The organism is Prevotella sp. P4-51, from assembly GCF_002251455.1.
Classification (GTDB): Bacteria; Bacteroidota; Bacteroidia; order Bacteroidales; family Bacteroidaceae; genus Prevotella.
In genome coordinates, this window is sequence record NZ_NPJM01000038.1 from 1 (window position 1) to 20318 (window position 20318).

22 protein-coding genes and 2 pseudogenes are annotated in these 20318 nt (G+C 46.8%); 22 read left to right on the plus strand and 2 right to left on the minus strand.

The window, feature by feature from the left end; translation table 11 throughout:
- Nucleotides 1-142 precede the first annotated feature (142 nt).
- The 13 genes from CIK94_RS04555 to CIK94_RS04620 all read left to right on the plus strand — a co-directional run bounded on the left by CIK94_RS04555 (nt 143) and on the right by CIK94_RS04620 (nt 10676).
- Nucleotides 143-913 (plus strand): metallophosphoesterase, encoded by a 771-nt coding sequence (locus CIK94_RS04555; protein ID WP_007837351.1) that lies wholly within the window; start codon nt 143-145, stop codon nt 911-913.
- A 221-nt stretch (nt 914-1134) separates the two neighbouring features.
- Nucleotides 1135-1587, plus strand: a complete 453-nt coding sequence (locus CIK94_RS04560; RefSeq protein ID WP_005812857.1) for a hypothetical protein — start codon at nt 1135-1137, stop codon at nt 1585-1587.
- Nucleotides 1584-1916: a DUF4134 domain-containing protein gene (locus CIK94_RS04565; protein WP_005812854.1), complete on the plus strand. Its 333-nt coding sequence runs from the start codon at nt 1584-1586 to the stop codon at nt 1914-1916. The genes CIK94_RS04560 and CIK94_RS04565 overlap by 4 nt, the downstream gene beginning before the upstream one ends.
- Nucleotides 1917-1974: 58 nt before the next feature.
- Nucleotides 1975-2385 (plus strand): DUF4134 family protein, encoded by a 411-nt coding sequence (locus CIK94_RS04570; RefSeq protein WP_074909339.1) that lies wholly within the window; start codon nt 1975-1977, stop codon nt 2383-2385.
- 194 nt (nt 2386-2579) lie between these two features.
- Nucleotides 2580-3752, plus strand: a complete 1173-nt coding sequence (locus CIK94_RS04580; RefSeq protein ID WP_006743472.1) for a tyrosine-type recombinase/integrase — start codon at nt 2580-2582, stop codon at nt 3750-3752.
- A 125-nt stretch (nt 3753-3877) separates the two neighbouring features.
- Entirely contained in the window at nt 3878-5140 is a 1263-nt protein-coding gene (locus tag CIK94_RS04585; RefSeq protein WP_006743471.1) for a site-specific integrase, read from the plus strand.
- A 148-nt stretch (nt 5141-5288) separates the two neighbouring features.
- Complete coding sequence (locus CIK94_RS04590) at nt 5289-5609, plus strand: helix-turn-helix domain-containing protein (protein ID WP_006743470.1); 321 nt, start codon at nt 5289-5291, stop codon at nt 5607-5609.
- 12 nt (nt 5610-5621) lie between these two features.
- On the plus strand, nt 5622-5936 hold the full coding sequence (locus CIK94_RS04595) for a hypothetical protein (protein WP_006743469.1): 315 nt from the start codon (nt 5622-5624) through the stop codon (nt 5934-5936).
- Nucleotides 5937-5973: 37 nt separating this feature from the next.
- Nucleotides 5974-7224 (plus strand): site-specific integrase, encoded by a 1251-nt coding sequence (locus CIK94_RS04600; protein ID WP_006743468.1) that lies wholly within the window; start codon nt 5974-5976, stop codon nt 7222-7224.
- Between the two features lie 67 nt (nt 7225-7291).
- A complete protein-coding gene (locus CIK94_RS04605) occupies nt 7292-8119 on the plus strand; it encodes a hypothetical protein (RefSeq protein ID WP_005812835.1) in 828 nt (275 codons plus the stop codon).
- 288 nt (nt 8120-8407) lie between these two features.
- A complete protein-coding gene (locus CIK94_RS04610; protein ID WP_005812832.1) occupies nt 8408-8806 on the plus strand; it encodes a hypothetical protein in 399 nt (132 codons plus the stop codon).
- 50 nt (nt 8807-8856) lie between these two features.
- Nucleotides 8857-10041 carry a hypothetical protein gene (locus CIK94_RS04615; protein WP_254046135.1) on the plus strand — a complete coding sequence of 395 codons (1185 nt, stop codon included), beginning with the start codon at nt 8857-8859 and terminating at the stop codon, nt 10039-10041.
- A gap of 17 nt (nt 10042-10058) precedes the next feature.
- The gene (locus CIK94_RS04620) at nt 10059-10676 is read left to right on the plus strand and encodes a hypothetical protein (RefSeq protein ID WP_005812828.1); all 618 of its coding nucleotides are present in this window, start codon (nt 10059-10061) and stop codon (nt 10674-10676) included.
- Nucleotides 10677-10944: 268 nt separating this feature from the next.
- Here CIK94_RS04620 and CIK94_RS04625 read toward each other — a convergent pair whose 3' ends face one another.
- Nucleotides 10945-11694: a nucleoside phosphorylase gene (locus tag CIK94_RS04625; RefSeq protein WP_006743466.1), complete on the minus strand. Its 750-nt coding sequence runs from the start codon at nt 11692-11694 to the stop codon at nt 10945-10947.
- Nucleotides 11695-11705: 11 nt separating this feature from the next.
- The gene (locus tag CIK94_RS04630) at nt 11706-12206 is read right to left on the minus strand and encodes a nucleotidyltransferase domain-containing protein (protein WP_006743465.1); all 501 of its coding nucleotides are present in this window, start codon (nt 12204-12206) and stop codon (nt 11706-11708) included.
- A 395-nt stretch (nt 12207-12601) separates the two neighbouring features.
- Here CIK94_RS04630 and CIK94_RS04635 point away from each other — a divergent pair.
- The 9 genes and pseudogenes from CIK94_RS04635 to CIK94_RS04675 all read left to right on the plus strand — a co-directional run.
- Nucleotides 12602-12703: pseudogene (locus tag CIK94_RS04635) on the plus strand (DUF4134 family protein); the annotation flags it as partial.
- Between the two features lie 48 nt (nt 12704-12751).
- Nucleotides 12752-13051, plus strand: coding sequence for a DUF4133 domain-containing protein (locus CIK94_RS04640; RefSeq protein WP_005816074.1), 300 nt, complete (start codon nt 12752-12754; stop codon nt 13049-13051).
- A 122-nt stretch (nt 13052-13173) separates the two neighbouring features.
- Nucleotides 13174-14544 (plus strand): annotated as a pseudogene (locus CIK94_RS04645) (conjugal transfer protein TraG); the annotation flags it as partial.
- A gap of 287 nt (nt 14545-14831) precedes the next feature.
- Complete coding sequence (locus tag CIK94_RS04650) at nt 14832-15557, plus strand: helix-turn-helix domain-containing protein (RefSeq protein WP_254046136.1); 726 nt, start codon at nt 14832-14834, stop codon at nt 15555-15557.
- A gap of 318 nt (nt 15558-15875) precedes the next feature.
- Nucleotides 15876-17015 (plus strand): site-specific integrase, encoded by a 1140-nt coding sequence (locus CIK94_RS04655; protein ID WP_094421571.1) that lies wholly within the window; start codon nt 15876-15878, stop codon nt 17013-17015.
- Nucleotides 17016-17040: 25 nt separating this feature from the next.
- Nucleotides 17041-17478, plus strand: a complete 438-nt coding sequence (locus tag CIK94_RS04660; RefSeq protein ID WP_094421573.1) for a helix-turn-helix domain-containing protein — start codon at nt 17041-17043, stop codon at nt 17476-17478.
- 109 nt (nt 17479-17587) lie between these two features.
- Entirely contained in the window at nt 17588-18430 is an 843-nt protein-coding gene (locus CIK94_RS04665; protein WP_094421575.1) for a hypothetical protein, read from the plus strand.
- A gap of 227 nt (nt 18431-18657) precedes the next feature.
- A complete protein-coding gene (locus CIK94_RS04670; protein WP_094421577.1) occupies nt 18658-19053 on the plus strand; it encodes a hypothetical protein in 396 nt (131 codons plus the stop codon).
- A gap of 35 nt (nt 19054-19088) precedes the next feature.
- The gene (locus CIK94_RS04675) at nt 19089-20315 is read left to right on the plus strand and encodes a relaxase/mobilization nuclease domain-containing protein (RefSeq protein WP_254046137.1); all 1227 of its coding nucleotides are present in this window, start codon (nt 19089-19091) and stop codon (nt 20313-20315) included.
- The last annotated feature ends 3 nt before the right edge of the window (nt 20316-20318 follow it).

Sequence of the window (20318 nt, forward strand, 5' to 3'; positions counted from 1 at the left end):
TCAATGAGATACACAAATTTTCAAAGAACTAATTCTATTACTAAAACGTTAAATATCAGAGCTTTAAATTAACATTTCAAACAGGGCTAATCCAGTGCGTTTTTAGTACGACAAACTGGACACCCTAATTGTTTATAGAAGCATGACCAATATGAAGATACAATACGCATCCGACCTGCATCTGGAGTTTGCCGACAATTGGCGGTATCTGAAAGCCCACCCCTTGGAGGTGACGGGCGACATACTGCTGCTTGCCGGCGACATCGGCTATCTCGGCGATGACAACTACTCCAAGCATCCCTTTTGGGACTGGGCATCGGAGAACTACAAGGAGGTGCATTGCTGCATGGGCAACCATGAGTTCTACAAATATTATGATGTGGCGACACTGCCCGACGGCTATCTCTTGGAGGTACGTCCCAATGTATTCAGCCACTACAACGGTATTGCGAGGATTGGCGACACCGACATCATCCTCTCCACCCTTTGGTCGAGGATTCCTTTGGAGGACGCTTACTTCACCGAGCAAGTGATAAGCGACTTCCGCCGTATATTATATAAAGGTGAGCTGATGACCCATGCCCAATTCAATGCTGAGCATGAACGTTGCCTCACCTTTATCAAGGATGCAGTGGCATATTCGCAAGCAGCCCATAAGATTGTTGTCACCCATCATGTACCATCGTTCCGTATGCTCCACCCAAAGTTTCAAGGCAGCAAGGCAAACGTGGCGTTCACCGTAGAGTTGGAGGACTATATCACCGATAGCGGCATAGACTATTGGATATACGGACATTCGCACACCAACATCGATGCCAGGATAGGCAACACCCAATGCTTGTCCAACCAGTTGGGCTATGTTTTCTCTAACGAACATCAGGACTTCTCCCATGGCAAGTACCTGACCATATAGCCATCCACATTTTTTTCATCCACCCTCTTTACAAGCTCTTCCCTATCGGAAGGGCTTTTTTTGTGCCTTTCGAGTTTGATTTTTGAGTATGATTGCGAGTGTAATCAAAATTAGAGTTAAGATTTGGCTCCGCGGAAAGTCATTTCGGTTTAAGATTGAAGAAAAGGTAGTTCCTTTGCATCGGCAATAAGCCAAACCATAGTAAAATCAAACTTGAAAATATGAAGTCATTTGTAATATTCGCCATTGTCGTGACCATAATCTATGTCATCTACTATACGGTCATCATCGTGCAGGATCTGTACGGAAAGCCCAAGGACGAGAAGTCACAGGGCGAGTCGTTTGATGTCAGTGACATGACCGACGAGGAAGAGTCGATAGCGGTCAGCGAGAGCGACGGTGGTTTCAGCGTAGGCGACAACCAATATGAGACAGCCTACGAGGAGAAGCAGCTTGCAGAGCCTACAGAGGAGGCAGCCGCCACTGCGGAAGAGAGCAAGCCTCATGTGCTTGAAAAGATACAAAGCGCAATCGAGAAGAAGATGGAGGAAGTGAATACCACCTATTCCGACCCCATGTATTCGGAAGAATTGAACAACACCATCATCGCCCGCGGTCTTCGTCACAATGGACGTGACATGGTCAAGGTGGAATCACTCAATAATGAGATATGATGTCAAAAACAAGAAGTGCATTTCTATCATTATATGCCGCTTTAACCCCAGCTCTGGCCAGTGCTAAGTGTGGCAACGTGGACTACAGCTGGGGAGCGGACGCACTTGCGAGTGCCCATGACTATGCCGTGACGATGATGCTCTATATCGTTTATCTGTGCTATGCAGTGGCGGGCATCGTGGTCATAGTCAGCGCCTTGCAGATATATATAAAGATGAATACGGGCGAAGAAGGAGTGAAGAAGAACATCATGATGCTGGTGGGAGCCTGCCTGTTCCTCATAGGAGCGACCATCGTCTTCCCCGCTTTCTTCGGTTATCAGATTTGAGATACAGGTGATACGAGATAAGATAACTCAAAGTGTAACAAATTAAAAGGTAAAAAGAATGTTTGAAAGGATTAACAAGAAGGTGAAGGGATTCTTCTCTTCACAGCGCATGAAAACGCTCGCCCTGATGTTGCTTGTCGGCACCACCGCAGCAATGGCACAGAACGCAGCCGGCGACTACTCGGCAGGAACGACCGCGCTTACCACAGTGACGGAGGAGATTGCCAAGTATGTACCTATCGTGGTGAAGCTCTGCTATGCCATTGCAGGTGTCGTTGCAATTGTCGGAGCCATAAGCGTTTACATCGCCATGAACAACGAGGAACAGGACGTGAAAAATATCTTAGTCCTCCAAAATTGGTTGGAAAGGATAAGAAAGGAAGTGACAAATAAAGTGCTTAGTATCAAGCGAATAAGCGATTTTTTGATTTTTCCGATTCTTGCTCAACCGACTCTTAAAAAGATATAATAAAATGATTTTTGTTTCTGATTTGTTTCTCATATATGGCTTGATTTTCATATCTTTGCACATGCTTTCAAAGGCATAATCACGATGCAGAAACGATATATCAGCATCCGAAAAGCCCAACCCTCGCAGACCCTCTGCAAAATTCATTTTCCCTTCTTTCGGGAGTAAATTACCAAAATAAAATATAAACAAGCATGGCAAGACCAAAGAAACAAGTCAAACTGAAGGAGCCGATTAAGATTCGTCTCAAACCTCTCGCAGATGGCAACAAGAGTATCTATCTTGACATCTACTGGAAGGGAGTCAGAAAGTATGAGTATCTGAAACTCTATATCATTCCTGAGGTCAATCCACTCTGCAAGGAGCAGAACAAGGAAACGATGGCACTCGCAGAACGTATCAAGGCAGAGCGCATCAAGGCTCTCCATGGTCACGGAGTGCAAGACTGGGAAACCGTCAAGCAGGGTTCACAACTCTTGACAGGATGGATCAAGAAGTATTGTGAAGGTGGAGTCAGCACCAAGAAGTCAACCCTCCATTGTCGTGTTGAAATGCTTCACACCGTGGAGAAATATCTTGAAGAGTCCAATCAGACCTTCATCACCCTTGAAGAGGTCAATGCTGATTTCTGCCGTGGGTATGTGAAGTTCCTTCGCACCTTCCCAAACTCACACTGCAAGTACATTGAGCCAAGACCTATCAGCCAGAACACGGCAAGCCGTTACCTCGGCATGTTCTCGACTACTCTCAACAATGCTGTCCGTCAAGGTATTATCCGAAACAATCCAATGAAGGAACTGGATGCCAAGGAGCGCATTCAGCCAAAGGATGGCAAGAAGGAATACCTTACCATTGAGGAACTTAAAGCCCTCATGGCAACCGACAGTTACCGCCCAGAGGTCAAGCAAGCCTTCATCTTTGCTTGTTTCACTGGATTGCGACTCAGTGATATGTACAAACTTGCACCGATTCACATTTTCAAGACTCCTGACGGCAAGGGCGAGTATATTGACATGGAAATGCAGAAGACGGAGAAGCCTGTCATCATCCCACTCTCTGAAGAGGCAAAGCGTTGGTTACCAAAACCAAAGGGAATAACAACTCCCTTCTTTGATATACCAACTACTCAGACCGTCATAGGCAGAGCCCTTCGCAAATGGGCAGAGGCAGCAGGTGTAGAGAAGCACATCAGTTTCCACTGTTCACGTCACACCTTCGGCACAATGATGCTGACACTTGGCGCAGACCTGTTCACCACAAGCAAGTTGATGGGTCACACCAACATTCAGACCACTGAAATCTATGCGAAAATCGTAGATAAGAAGAAGGAGGAAGCCATCAACCTCATTGATGGAATGTTCAAGTAAAGGATGTACTTTGAAAGTACCCCCCCCCTTCAAAGAGTTAAGGGAGGTGACTTGAAATCACCCCCTTTGATAAACCAGGGTGGTGTTTCACCCCAGTGGTATAACCAATTATAACAATCATTGATATGACCATCACACTTCGACAAAAAGACCTTGAAAACGACAACAAGAGCCTGTATCTTGACATCTATGAGAATGGCAAGCGCAAGTTTGAGTTCCTTTCCCTCTACCTAATCCCTGAGATTAACCAAGAGACAAAGGAACGCAACGAGGCTACCTTGAAACGTGCGCAGGAGATTCGTGCCGAGCGCGTCCTTCATCCCGAGACCATTCCCGAGAAAGGTCACTTGATGGTTGTACCCGACATTCCCAACGATGACTCACCCGAAGTCATTGACTGGATCCAGACTTACATGGAGTGGATGGACGGCAATCCCGAATATTCCAAGAGGACTGTCGAGCAGACTCAATACCTTCAAGAACGCATGAAGGAGTTTCTGAAAGCCAAACGCAGACCGCACATCACTCTGATGAAGTTCGATAAGACATGGTTCAAGGCATTCTTTCTTTGGCTGAAGAATGACTATGTACCTCAGAAGTATGTGAGAGTCAAGGCAAAGCCGTTGAGTAATGCCAGTTTGCGGAACATGCAGCAACGCATTGTCGCAGTATTCAACAAGGCAGTCAAGACTGGCAAGTTGAAGGCAAACCCCTTCTATCAGTTGGAGAAGGAAGACACAATCTCCAAGCCAAAGTCTGGTCACAAGCTGTACCTTACACCCGATGAACTCAAACTCTTCATGGCATCCGAAGAGACTAACGGAGTCAGGGAAACCCAGTTGGCATTTGGCTTCGCTTGCCTTACAGGACTACGCATCAGCGACATAAGGGCTTTGCGATGGTCAAACATCATGAGGAACGAGGTAACGAACACACTTGTAATCGTCCAGAAGAAGACCAAGGAACTCAATGCCGTCCCAATCTGCTCAACCGCAGAAGCATGGATGCCACCCAAGAAGGATGACAAGGTTTTCCACCTTCCTGCCCATGCCAATGTGGATGCAGCTCTCAAACGAATAGCCAAGAAGGTAGGTATCACGAAGACAATCTCCTTCCATACCTCCCGACATACCTTTGGCACATTGATCCAAGCGGCTACTGGTGACATCGAGACCACCAAGAAACTCATGGGTCACAAGTCGCTCAAATCAACCGCAGTCTATGCAGACGTGCTGACTGAGGAAAAGGTCAAGGCTATCTCCAATACCAAGACGGTATTCAGGAGTCGCAAGCCACACACCGAGAACAAGAAGATTCCACGAACCAAGCGAACGGCAGCGACCAACACGCACCCTCGCAAGGTCATAGATATACAGGATAACGAATAACGGCTAACGAGCCGATTCAGGATAACAACCAGTTTCATTTCATCAAAAGCAGTGCCCTGATTCAAGGTAGTGGTTTCCGCTACCCTTAGGGGCTTGCTATCTCAAAACCAAGCATTCAGGATAACGTAAACAACTAAATATCAAGATTATGAATAAGACTATTGACAACGAGACTCTTCTTTTGAAGGTAGAGTCATTTGAGCATCGCATCGAGGTTCTGGAGAACACTCTCAGCGCAGCCAAGGAGGTATTGACACTTGAAGAAGCAGCCCTTTTCATGGGTATATCAAAGAGCAGTCTCTACAAGATGACCCATCGTCATGAGCTTCCTTTCTTCCGTCCAAACGGCAAACTCATCTACTTTGAGAAGGCTGAACTTCTGAAGTGGATGCGTCAGAACCGCAGCATGTCTGAGGCTGAGACCAAGGAGGCAGCAGCCCAGAAGCTGAATGAACTTGCCAACCACTAATCAATGAGTATTATGAATCAGGATTTCAATCAACAGCAGTACAACGACAAACTGGCTCAGGTAGCCAGCCTTGCCGTTACCTATGCCAAGGATGGCACAGGCTATCACAGTATGAAGGATGCCTTCAATGAACTGTGCGAGATTTCACATGCCAACAAGGGCATTGACCAAGAAAACACTATCGGCAGACGAACCCTGCTTGTGCAGAGTGTCTGCATCAAGGCTATCCATGCGCTCACTCCATACCAGAACGAGCGACTTGAACAGCAGCTGAAGGACATTGCTTCGGACTATCCCGAGCATCGTCACCTGCATTTCCGCAGATAGTTTCTTCTTTCCCTTTTGTCATATCATAGACATATCAATGAGAGTTACCGCTTACATACGTCAGAAAGATACATCGAAGAACGACCTTGACAGCCGTGCTTCGGTGTACTTCCGTGTCCGTGACAAAGGGCTTGATGTCAAGTGCGCAAGCGAACTTCAGATCAATCCCAATCACTGGAGCCAAGAACGACAGGGCTACAAGAGCCGTGTCAATCTTGTGGATGACGATACCAGAAACCTCTTTGACTCACAGGTCAAGGAGATTACAGGTATCATAACCAGGGAATACTATATCGGAGCAAACTCCGACTGGCTAAGACGACTGATATTTGCCTATCACCACCCCAATGCCTATTGCATGGGCAGTGGCATGGCGGTAAGCAAATCCTTTGTCATCTGGGCAGAGAGGTACCTTCAGAACAAGCATTTCGGCAAGCATCAGGAGTGCAACACCCGATGCCTGATTGACAAGGTTACTCGTTTTGAGGATGAACACAAACACCCGATGAACATTGACAGCATGACTGCCGATGATCTTCGTGTGTTTGCGGATTTCCTGTCTTCTGACTATGACATATCTATGAATACCATCGTCACTAACATGACCTTGATGCGTACCGTCTGCAACTGGGTACGAAAGCAGGGAGTCACAAACAATGACCCCTTCTTTGGCTATGACATGCCCAAGGCACTCTATGGCACTCCATATTTCCTGACCATTCAGGAGCGTGACCAAGTTCTGGATGCAGACCTAACGGATGATGCAGAACTTGCTGAGTATCGTGATATGTTCGTGTTTCAGTGTATGGTCGGATGCCGTCATAGTGATCTTGTGACCTTCACCCCCAAGAACATTATTGACGGTGTTCTGGAATATATCCCCATCAAGACCAAGGGCAAGTTAGGTGACGTTGTAAGGGTTCCTCTTATCCCCAAGGCTATGGCTATCCTTGATGGCCATGACCATGGTGATGATGAACCAATCTTCCCCAAGCATTATAACTTCAAGTTCAACGATGCTATCCGTAGAATCTTGAAGCGTGCCAAGGTAAATCGTGTTGTCACTGTGATTAACCCTAAGACACGGCTTGAAGAGAAGAAGCCAATCTCAGATGTGGCTACCTCTCATCTTGCACGAAGGACTTTTATCGGTAATCTTTACCGCATGGTCAAAGACCCTGATTTGGTTGCTTCTATGTCTGGTCATGCCAAAGGCAGCGTTGCTTTTGCCCGATACCGAGTCATTGATGATGACATGAAGAAATCCCTGGTTGAACTTATCCAGTGATTCTCTTCTTTTTGATGGCATATTCCTTTTCCCTTTATTCGGTTACATTTCAATAATATCATAGACTATGGACGATAAAAAATTACATCGTTGCTTCACTTTCTCTGAAGAGCAGTTGAAGCATCTTCGAAGCAAGAAGTACAAGATTGACCGTATGGAATGCTTCATGTCGCTTGTGGATCTTGCCGAGCCAGTTCCAAAACTTGTGCAAATCAGCAAGACCAAGCAAGTAGAAATCTTGGCAGGTCAAGTTATGGTTGACAATACCCAACTTGCCAAACTCTGGGACAAAGACCGCAAGACGGTTCCAAAGCTGTTGGATGCTATGGAGGCTGTGGGCATTTTCTCTTCTCAGGAAGTGGAAGATAACCGCATCTACACCCTTCATTGTCTCTCAGGCTGGTATGTTGATGCCAAGTTCGTGTCGAATGCCTTTGCCTTAAAGCGCAATAACGACAGTACGGCAATCATCCATGCGGAAGTTCCTGCCTCCAAGGTCATCATCACTGAGGATCCTGATGACAAGAAGAAGGACAAGGAAGGTTCTGCTTCTGCCGATGACAAATCCAATGACTCTGCCGAGGGCAACAATCCTCAGACAACTGGCAATGTGTCGCACCAATCACCACAATCTAATGATAGTGGCAATGTGGGTAAGTCTGGAGCAGATGGCAACAAGTCACCATCACCTCCTGAAAACAATTCCCCGCAGTCTGCTGACAGCCCTTCTCCCCAAGGTGAAGCCGATGGCAAGCAGAATGAAGGGAAGCAGCATGAGCAGATACCTTCTCAGCAAGGAGGACAGCAGCCACAACAGCCTAACGGCAATCAAAGACCGCCTTTCAACGGCTATCAGAAGCCTAACGGCTACTACAACCAGAACGGCAACAAATAGCCGTCTGAGGACTCAGGAATGCGACCTGCACCGCCAAACCATCCCAAAGGACGTTTACCGATACAGGACAACACGGCAAGCCGAAACGACTTTCTAAGCCCTGACGGGAACTTAGCAGGTAAAAGGACCGATTTTTAAGAGGTACTTTTCGAGAAATCCTTTTGTACTACATTATTTGTGACCAAATTTATGCAGTCCTAAAAGTTTCTCGGGCTACTCGCAGGCTCGCAGACCTATGTCCTTCTTTTTTACTGATTTATATTCATCCCTTTAATCATATTCAAAGATATGGCTAAGAAAAAGAAGATTATCAAGAAGACACCCACAAGGGTGCATTCCTTCCGCTGTACCGATAAGGACTGGAAGGAACTGAAAAAACTCGCTAAGGAATGTGGTATGAGCATAGGCAAGTATCTCGTTGAGACTGGCAAGAAGCATCACCCACGTCAGCGACTCACTCCAGAGGAAAGCAAAGCCCTGAACTCTCTGACTGAGGCACGTACCGACTTGATAAAAGTCCGCAGTAAGTTGCACGATGCTTCACCCGAGGAAAAGCAGAAGATGTTCAGATCTCCAAAGTTCATGAAGTGGTGGATTGAAGCCGTTGAACGACTCATCAAACACTGGTATAGCATTGAAGACAACCTTACTTCTCCTGTACTGACCAAAGTTCAAGAAGACGAATGATTATACTCGCAAGACCAGTAGCCTATGGCGGCAATGCCGCAAGGTACGCAATGGAGAAGGAGGATGCAACCGTGGTCAAGGTGAACCACATGCCTGACTATCTCGATGCCACCGAAATCTGGTATCGGATGAAGCATCACTGCCAGTTGCATCAACAGGACAGGACTGTTGGGCGAAAGTTGGAACGCTTCATGACCACGTTTGTACTCTCCCCATCCAAGGAAGAGTCAGAGAACTATACCTTGGATGACTGGGCAAACCTCGCTGATGAAGGATTGGAAGCTTTGGATTCAGTCGGACTTTTACCCAAAGGCTTTAAGGAGAAGGTCAAGACCAATTTCCGCAATTCTATGAGTGTTGCTGCCTTGCATCGGGATTCCAAGTCTGGAACCCTTCACCTGCATCTTGACTGTTGCCGTGTGGATAATGACGGCAAGACCAACGATGTTCACGATGTTCACATCAGAGCAATAAGGGCTGCGGAAATTATCAACGCAAGGCATGGTTGGGAGCAACCTCAGGAGGTTCGTGAAATGCGCCAACAAGATATAGCGGAGTTTTGCGAATATACCCTTCAGAAGATGGATAGTTTCGACATTGACCGTTACTTTGATATGCTTCGCATGAGAGGCTATGAGGTCAATCCAAGGTATGACACTACTAACTGCAAACTTGTGGGCTACACCATCGGCAAGAATGCCTCAGTGTTCAAGGTTTCTGCCATCGGTCGAAAGTTCATGGTATCACAGCTTGAAGCCACATGGAAGAAGATGCATCCTAAGCCTACTCAGGTCAAGATGCGACCTGCTTCACCTTCCGTTTCACCGGCTCGCCCTGCTCGCCATGTTGCTCAGACAACGAAACCTACCCAGTCCAATTCTAAGCCATTGCCAGTTGCTACCAAGACTGCCTTCAATGTCAATGTTAGCGGTGAAATGAAGAGAATCTATATTCCGAACACGGTCAAGGACATCTTCCTCAATGAGGTTCAGGTTCCTGATTCTGATATGACTGCATCAAGAGAGGACATTTCTCATGTAGGTATGCTTCTCTTCCTTGATATGATTGATGCAGCAACAACCGTGTCCGAATCTTGTGGCGGTGGTGGTTCTGCTCCTTCCTCTGGTTGGGGTAAGGATGATGACGAAGACGAGCGTGAGCGGGCTCGCCGTTGCCTCCAGATGGCTCATGCCATGTGCAAGCCACCGCAGAAAAGACGTTCATTCCACCGTTAGACAAATCCTACATATCAATGAGAAGAACAAAACATGTAGAAGAACTCATCGAAGATGACGAGCAGAAGCCTGACTTCGATGACATGATGAACGAAGTCCAGGAAGAGATTGAAGAGCATGATGCCGAGGATGCTGTTGTCAGTCGTGCGCCTGAACTCAGGCAGTTGAGTGAGAACATTGACAAAGCGACCAACACTTGGATCAATGCAACTCTTCAACTGGAGTCTGCCATCCGTAAGTACAATTCAGCTCAGACTGCTCTTGGCAATGCCGTTGACACTATCAGTGGTAAGGTTGACACCATCAATACCCACATTGACAATGTTCTGAAGGATGCCCCAACCAAGTTGAAGGTTTCAGTCAGAGTCGATGATGTTGACTGGAAGAAGATTCAGGACATGTTCGACAAACAACATGAATGGATGACCACTCAGATGCAGAAGCATATCCGTGAGGTCAATCAAATGTTTTATGAAGAACGTAGAAGGGTTCAGGAAAGGTACAAGGAGTACGACGGAACCTACCTCGGACACTATGTGCAGTATTTCTTCTGGTTCTTCTTTGTCCTTGGACTCGTTATTTTCGGCTTGGCTATCTTCCTGATGCTCGACAGTCACTACCACTGGACGAAGTAATCTAATGTTTATACCCTCCAAAATCCCTACGAAACTTGGCATAGTCTAAGTTTGTAGGGATATTTTTTTTCTTGAAAACGTCATTTTCTTGAAAATGTGCACTATTGCCCGTTGTGGGAGCCAGATAGCATGAGTAACTTTGCACCGTCAAAATAAACGAGTGTAAACCTAATTGTTATAAAGTAAGCATTCCGTAAACCACGTATAGATGGTTATGGAATACTTTTTATATAGTCCGCTAAATGGGAATTTACAATTCTGATATACTTCAGATGTAGGTTGCCGTTTCTAAAGCAATATAAAGTTTGTTTAAACTATGGTTGGCATTGTTCAAGCCTTTGGCTTCATATCCATTTGTATCCAAAATGTCACCTGTTTCAAAAAAAGCATACAACTTCAAATTGTAGAAGTCGCACACAGATTGAACTCCAGCCAATTCCATTTCTACAGCGATGCACCCTTCTTCCATACGTTTGCGTACAAGTCCTTTTGTTTCTCTGATCATCGAATCTGTCGTCCATATTTTACCTGTAATATATGGTACAGATAATTTGTCGAAAATTATGGAAAGTTCCTTGCTTGCGGCTATATCAATATAGTCGGATGGTGCTGCAAAATAATATGAACACCCGTCCCCTCTGTAACTTTGTGTCGGTATGATAAATCTACCTTGTGTGGTTGTACGGTCAAGACTGCCACAGGAACCGAACATAATGAACTTTGATGCTCCAGTTAGCCAGCTTGCAAGATGACATTGAGAGGATGCTACTGCTGAACCTATTCCTGACAGGTAGAAAGTTATCGTAACTCCTTTATAAGTTGTTTTATAGATATGCGTATCGCCATTGCAAGCCGGCATAGTTGCAATAATTTCAGATTCGTAGGAATCAAGTAAATGCCGATGAATCTCCTTCGAGAATATTATCAGGCATATATCTGCAAAATCTCCACGTCTGCCGTAGAAATCAAACAGATTGATCATTGGTTCAGTTTCAATATCATAACTATCAGTAATCATAGCATATTGAATCAGATGTGAGTTTTATATTGCTCCGGTATCTCAAGATTGAAAGTTCTGCATAATAACAGGACGTCGTGGACATCATTTTCATCGTATTCATATCCAAGATGGAACTGTACCTGTGCCTCCGGGTTTATGCATGTTACCTCAATATTCCCGATATTTCCTTTACCTGAGAAAGTTTCGCTTGGGAAAGTGTATCCGTCATATAGAATTCCATCTTCGACATATTCGAAACAATGCAGATCGATTATTCTTCCGTTGTCATCTTTCCAGACAGTATGGCTATCGGTCGTATAGTCCATTACAACTTCTCTGTATCCCTTCCAGGTAATCACGGATATGGCCTTACCATAGTCTTTCTTCTCTACGAACAGATCGATGTCGTTATGTATTCTTGTTTCTCTGCCTATAAGTGCATCGACACCCCAACCGCCGTCCAGAAACACCTTTACAGATGCTTCAGACAGCATTTCAAGAATCTCACATGCATCAAAATAAGTGACCATAAAATTGCAATTAAAATAAACTTTGGTGCAAAGTTAATAAAATTCCGTGAGACTAAAGAGACTTATACGTAGAAAGTTAAACATACAACTGTATTTTCGCAGAAAATACTATAAAATGCCACCTGAAAAGCCCACTTTTCGTGCACATTTTTCCAACTAAAGCCATTTTTTCAACCTGATTGCTGAAACGACAATAAGGTTCACAATACCTGATTTTGCACCTTCAGGAACGCAGCACAAAATGATAGAAAATGAAAATTTCCGTTCATTTCCGTGTTAAGATATGTTAAGCAGATGTTTTCATTTTGGGGTTTTTGAAATTTTTGTTTCCAGTTTGTTTCTTTTGGTACTTTTTGCTTTTTGGGAGTGTTGATATTCAGCACTTTACAATTCGGAAGCAGATTCTGAAAAAGAAGATCATGATGGTCGTCGGCGCATGTATTTTCCTCATTGCAGCAGCCCAGGCACTGCCTCTGTTCTTCGGCATTGGAGGTTAAACGCAGCGTGAGATTGTGAGTATGTAGAACGTTAAAACACTGACAGTTATGGCAGATACAAAGCAAGAGCGTTTTCCGGATTATCCCATTTTCAAGGGACTGCAACGTCCATTGGAGTTCTTCGGGTTGCAGGGACGCTACATCTACTGGGCGGCAGCCACCGCAGGAGGAGCCGTTGCGGGTTTCATCCTCGGCTACTGCATCTTCGGTTTCGTGGCAGGACTCGTGCTGCTAGTCCTCGCCGTAGCTGTCGGTGGCGTTCTCATCGTCATGAAGCAGCGCAAGGGCTTGCACAGCAAGAAGAGTGACAACGGCATATTCATCTATGCCTATTCAAAGAAAGTGTAAAACAAAAAAGAGAATCCATTATGTCCAAGTGGAAAGCTATCAATGATTGTAAGTGAATGGAGGTGGGGGCATCACGCATGAGGGTGCGCCCGCCTTTTTGCGATTAAAAAAGAAAAAGAACAATGACCCTATACATCATACTCATATTCTCAGCCATCTGCGTGGGCATGGCCATCAGTGTCAAGGCATTCGGCACGGGAGGGAAGCGCAAGCGCATCTTCCAGGACATCTACTTCTCCATCGAGGAAGTGGATGGCATCGGCGTGCTCTATACCAAGACGGGCGAATACTCCGCTGTTCTGAAGATGGAGAACCCTGTGCAGAAGTATTCCGCCAACATCGAGGCCTACTATGAGTTCACCCACCTCTTCGCCGCCCTTGCCCAGACCTTGGGCGAAGGCTATGCGCTGCACAAGCAGGACGTGTTTGTGAGGAAGGCATTCAAGGAAGAGAACGGTGGAAATCATGAGTTCCTGAGCGAGAGTTACTTCCGCTATTTCAACGGCAGACCCTTTACCGACAGCGTCTGCTACCTCACCATCACACAGGAGAACAAGAAGAGCCGTCTGATGTCGTTCGACAACAAGAAATGGCGTGACTTCTTGGTGAAGATACGCAAGGTGCACGACCAGCTGAGGGATGCCGGCGTGAAGTCCCGATTCCTCGGCAAAACGGAAGCCTGCGAGTATGTGGACCGTTTCTTCTCCATGAACTTCCGTGACAAGGTGGTGTCGATGACCAACTTCAAGGTCGATGACGAGACCATCGGCATGGGGGACCGTAGCTGCAAGGTGTATAGCCTTGTGGATGTGGATTATGCCAACTTGCCGTCGGTCATCCGTCCCTACGCAAATATCGAGGTGAACAACACCAGTATGCCCGTTGATCTCGTGAGCATCGTCGATAGCGTGCCCGGAGCCGACTGCGTGGTGTTCAACCAGATGGTGTTCGTGCCCAACCAGAAGCGTGAGCTTGCCCTACTCGACAAGAAGAAAAACCGCCATGCCTCCATGCCCAACCCCAGCAACCTGATGGCTGTAGAGGACATCAAGCGTGTGCAGGAGGTGATAGCCCGTGAGAGCAAGCAGCTCGTCTATACCCACTACAACCTCGTGGTGGCAGTGAGCGGCGACACCGACATACAGAAATGCACCAACCATCTCGAAAACTCCTTCTCGCGCATGGGCATCCACATCAGCAAGCGGGCCTACAACCAGTTGGAGCTGTTCGTCAACTCTTTCCCCGGCAACTGCTATGGCATGAATGCCGACTACGACCGATTCCTCACCCTCGGCGATGCCGCCACCTGTCTGATGTACAAGGAGCGCATCGTGCATAATGAGGACACCCCGCTGAAGATATACTATACCGACCGCCAAGGTGTGCCCGTAGCCATCGACATCACAGGAAAGGAGGGAAAGGAGAAGCTGACCGACAACTCGAACTTTTTTTGTTTGGGTCCTTCGGGCAGCGGCAAGTCGTTCCACATGCATGTCTTTATGGACTAAAACGCATCGAAAAGAACTCCAAACAAAACTTAGAGAAGCGTCATAAAATGCTCATTTTCAATACACATTCATTAACATAACGCTCCAACCACCTATTGCGAGTTTCATCCGTTTATAGTAATTTTGTACCACAGTTGTACCATGGGCAGAGGGACACACGGTTCTTAATGAGGGTTCTTATTTCCTCTTATTTCCCCTTGTTTCCTCTTAAAAGTTTCCGTCAAGGACCATCACCCATGAGTCACTGTAAAATTCAAAAAATAACGGTAAAAATGAATACAACAACTCGCATTCCGATCGTGCTGATGTCAGTAGAGGAAACAGCACAGGCAGTAAGCATCAGCGTCAAGACAGTACGCAGTCTTATTCGTCAAGGCAGGCTCAGAGCCGTAAATTTAGGTACGCGCATGACAAGGATCTATTTGCAAGACCTTCTTGAAATAGCCAAGGAACAAGGTTATCAGGTAGTACTCCCTTCTTCCCTATCGTTAGAAGGGACAACTTCCAAGAATGCACAAAGGTTGAAAGATGCCGAGACAGGGGCAGTCAACAAGTTGGCAAAGTGTCGCAAGACTCCCAAGGCTGGGGAAAGAGCACCTGACGGAGTAACCCACGACACCCATTATACGATGGCAGAGGTGTTGAGCACCTTTGATATTAAGTACGGCAGATTCTATGAAGTCCGCAATCGCTACCAACTACAATCAGTCCACGCATGGGGAACGACCTGCTTCAAAAAAGAAGATGTAGAGAGGGTCATTGGACTTTACAATGAAGACCAGGGAAAGAATATTTCAGATGACTGGTACACCTGCTTCGACATCATGAAACTCTACGGATTGGGTAAGACTCAGGTACGCAGATTTGCAGAAACCCATGGAGTGAGAATCCGGAAGTTCAAAGGTGGAAGAGCCAACTATTATCTGAAAGCAGACTGGGAGGCTGCACGCAAGAAGGCTGAGAAAAACAGTACTTCGACCAAGGCTAAGCGGAAGTGAGAAACAAACTCATATACGACCCATACCGTTGTAAATGGTCTGAAACTGCCATCATTGACGGTCGAAATAAACTCACAACGCAGAGAAACGGATATAAGACAAAATGCACTTCCTATACCTGTTTAAAGTCCGATTTTTAGCGTAAAATCATACTCAAAAGCAAATTCAGGTTAAATTCAGACAGTATTTGAAGCCATCTTTGCTTTTCTCTTTTCACGGCAATCTAACTTTGCATCGGATTTGAGAGTTAAAGCGTTGCGACCATGGCTATTCGCATCCACAGATACACATCGGTAAGAATAATAAAAGAACAACAATATGACAAACATTTGTACAAAGGTCACCGTGCGGAAACGACCTATCAAGAACGGACAGACTTCCCTCTATCTGGATTTCTATCCTCCAATCCGCAACCCGAAGACAGGCAAGCTCTCACGCAGGGAGTACCTCGGTCTTTACATCTACACCAACCCTGTTGAACGCTTTCAGCAGGAGTACAACAAGAGTATGATTCAGAAAGCGGAAATCATCAAGTGCCGCAGGACTGAGTCCATCATCAATGAGGAGTATGGCTTCCTCGACCGCAACAAGGGCAAGGAGAGCTTCTTGGAATACTTCAAGAACCTCATGATTGAGCGTGGCAGCAGCCAGAACTGGGCAACCGCCTACATGCACTTCCACAACTACACGCATGGCGAGTGCCGTTTCTGCGACCTTACTGTTCCGTACTGCCAGGGATTTCTCGACTACCTGTTGTCGGATGCCTGTATGCACAACGGCAAGCACATGATGGGAACAACAGCCAACAACAACCTTACCAAGTTGAAGTGCATCCTTGCCATCGCATACGAGGACGGACTGCTCAAAGAGAATATCGCCAAGAAACTTGTGCGTGCCAAGGCTCATGGCAACAAGCGGCAGTTCCTCACCAAGGAAGAGTTGTTGCAGTTGTCTCAGACTCCTTGCAAGAGTGATGTCCTTCGCCGTGCAGGTCTCTTCTCCTGCCTCACAGGTCTTCGCCTCTCTGACTGCATCAGACTCCAGTGGGAGAATATCGTCAAGTTGGCTGATGGCGGCTGGGGAATGGACATTATCACCAAGAAGACTTCCACCGCTGCAATCCTGCCTATCAGCGAAGAGGCTCTGCAGCTCTGTGGCGAGCGAGCAACTGGACAGGTGTTCAAAAATCTCACGAACAGTACAGTGGCATTGTATCTCAAACCGTGGATAAAGGCTTCCGGCATCGAGAAACACATCACCTTCCACTGCTTCCGGCATACCTTTGCCACCTTGCAGTTGGCAGAGGGAACGGACATCTACACCGTGAGCAAGCTTCTTACCCATAGCAACCTTGCCACTACTCAGGTGTATGCCGATGTGGTGGATGAGCTCAAACGTGATGCAGCAGAACGTATCTCTCTCAAGATGCCAACCAAGGGAGAGGGTAATCAGACATAAGTGAATAACATAATCAGGATAACAAATGGAAGAAAACAAATCGTTATCGTTCGACCAGCTGCCCAGTGCAGTTGGCGAACTTCTGACCAAGGTCAATACGATGATGACTCGTCTTGATGACATAGGTCAGAGAATATGCAATGCTCCGTGCGAGAATGACCATGTTCTTATGGACATCAGAGAGGCAAGTGCCTTCGTCCGAAAGAAGGTATCTTCGCTCTATGCTTACACATCAGAAAGACGCATTCCCTTCTACAAGAGAGGCAACACGCTCTACTTCTTCAAAGACCAGCTGATAAAATGGATTGAGGCAGGTGGCTCATGGGACAAGCCTTACGAATCGACCCCGGAGGAACAGGCAGACTTCGAGGCTCATCTGGCAATGTTGCAGAAAAGTAAGAAGAACAAACCTGCCTCCATGAAGAGGGACAAGGATGAGAAAATTCCTAATGGGGAAGAATGACATGACGGATAAGAGAATCATGTAATCTAATTTTTACGAAAGGGGAAAGAGAAACTATTCATTCTTTCTTTGCTGAGTAATCCGTTTCACTTATAACCAGTTTTGCAAGATGAGTAACCAAAGCATAAAATACGGAATCCTGCTGACCAAGGAGCAGCTCGATTTCTTAAAGGATGACAGGCAGGGCTTCCACCGCATGACCGCCTTCGGCACTTTTGTATCAATGGCTTCCACCAAGCCAAGTGTTTATCATAAGACAGGCTTCTCCGCTTCTCTCTCCATCGGGCAGTTTGCCATCTCAACCGTTGAGCTGTCTGCCCTTTGGAAGTGTGACCGCAAGACTGCGGCAAAGGTGGTGGAACTGTTCAATCAGGTGGGTATTCTCTCAACCGAGAGGAACAACCGCACCTCCATACATACGATACTATGCATCGCCTTCTGGTACGTTGACGGCATTAAGGAAGCCATCAAGAATCCCTTCTACAACCGTCAAGCCGTGACTTCCGCCACCCAAGAGGAATCGGTGTCCAATGTCCCATCCGATACCGCTTGCTCTTCGGGAGGCAATCTCTCCAATGGCATAGGTCAGCAGAAAGACAGCAGCGTCAATCCTGTCACTACTGACATTCTGCAGCCCCATGTTCCTGCCTCTTATAATACCTCTTCCCCTTTCGTTGATTCTCATGTTATCGGGGACGGACTTTCAGATCCTTCTCCGATACCACAAGACTTCAAACAAAGGGAAAAGGAAGGTGATGACCATTTTGATTTTGAGGTTGGACAGCCGTCAGAAGATGACAACAATCAAGGAGAAGGGACACCAGCCGTTGAGCTGCTGTCGCCTCCTGTCTATGATGACGAGGGGAACCTATTGCAGCCACCGCCTCATGAAGGACGATGCGAGGATAACACAGAGAGGCATAGCGCACATATCACCCCAAGTCTCTCATGATGTCATTTCTCCTGTTCCCTTATTTCGATTATTGCGTTCCAGACAGGCAAGCTATCCAGGAGCCGCTACCTCTATTAGCCGTAGTTTTTTCGGAGGTCTAAACAAGAAGTACCAGTGTCAGACGGTTTCGCTTCGCCCACCGCTTCCTACTGGCATTCTTGAATGTTCGCAGGCTCACATTGGCTGTCCTGTTATATCAAGTATAAACTTTATAAACCCCATCTACAATGACAAAAGACAAGAATAGCAACATGGAGAAAACCTCAAGGAAGAGACCTCCGAAGACCAGACACATAGACGTTCGTTTCACAGAAGAACACTACAACCTGATAGTACATAATGCCCGACTGTCAGGCAGGAGCAAGAGCACTTATCTCCATGACTTAGGCATCGGACACAAGCCATCCCTACCCATGACCGCAGAGCAGGAGGAAGCCTTGAAGGGCTTAATCGGAGCAAGGTCTGAACTGGTTTATGTGCGCAATGCGCTTCATGCCCTGCCACAGGCCGAGAGACTGAAACTCTTCAAGAGAGCCGACTTCATGGAACGTTGGCTTCAAGGCATCAGCACCCTGATAGAGGAATTGAGCCGCATTAGAGACAAATTCTTGGATATGTTATGATAGCAAAAGCATCAGCAATTCAGCATGGTCAGGCAATGACCAATTACGCAACCAAAAACAACCGCGCGGACATCGTCAAGACCAACCGTCTCAGCGAGGGTCTGCCGCCAATGGGCATGTGGGACGAGATGGTGCTGCATCAGTCCATGTTCAAGCAGAGGTATGCCAAGAAGCCCATCGAACTGACGTCCATCCGCTTTGAGCTTTCCCCATCTGAGGAGGAGGCACGTAACTGGACTATGGAGGACTGGAGAAGATTCCTTGACGAGTTCATTCGTGAGATGGATGGTATCTCCAAGGTGAACCACATCGGCAAGAAGAAGGGCAGGGCTGCTACTTCGGTCAAGCCGACCAACATAGCCAACTCACAATATTTTGCCGCCCTTCACCGTGACTCCAAGAGTGGCATTCCCCACCTGCATCTGGTGGTGAACCGCATCGACATGGACGGTAATCTCAATGATGTGAAGTTCATCGGTGAGCGTGCCGTGATGGCTGCGAAAGCCATCAATCAGCGTCATGGTTGGAAGGATGCCATGGATATTCGTCAGGAGCGCATTGCGGAGGTGACCAAAGCCTGTACGGATGTGCTGCGCTCAATGCCGTTCTTTGATTGGGATGAATATGCCGACCAGTTGAGGGCAAAGGGATATGACATCGAGCTTATCCGTGACAAGAATGGTCAAGGCAGGGTGCATGGCTACCGCTTCAAGTTCGGTAAAACGTCCATCAAGGCTTCCGAACTGGGTGTAGGAAGGAATCTCACTGCATCGAAAATCGGTAATACCTTCCGCAAGCTGCACCCTCAGCCAACACCTGTTGCAGTTAGTCAAAGACCTTCGTCATCTGTTTCAAACGCTACCACATTGGACAGCAGAAATACGGCATCGCAAGGTGGTCAGTCTCGCACAAGCAATGTTACCAATCCTGACCTGCCTGACGGATTGAGAAAGATTATTGAAGTCGATGGTGAGCGTTTCAGCATAGTCATGCCGAGAACGGCTTACGACACGATGAACAGTTGTATCGAAGTTCCCGAGAATGGATCCGCAAGCCACACTGACATTCTGAATGTGGCTATGCTGCTCTTCATGAACTACCTTGATGCAGCCACATCGATGTCTGAGTCATGTGGTGGCGGTGGCAGTCCTGGCAGTGGTTGGGGACGTGATAAGGACGATGATGACCGTGACTGGGCAAGACGCTGCGCAATGCAAGCCAACACACTCTGCAAGCCGATAAGGAGAGGCATGAGACGATAACTT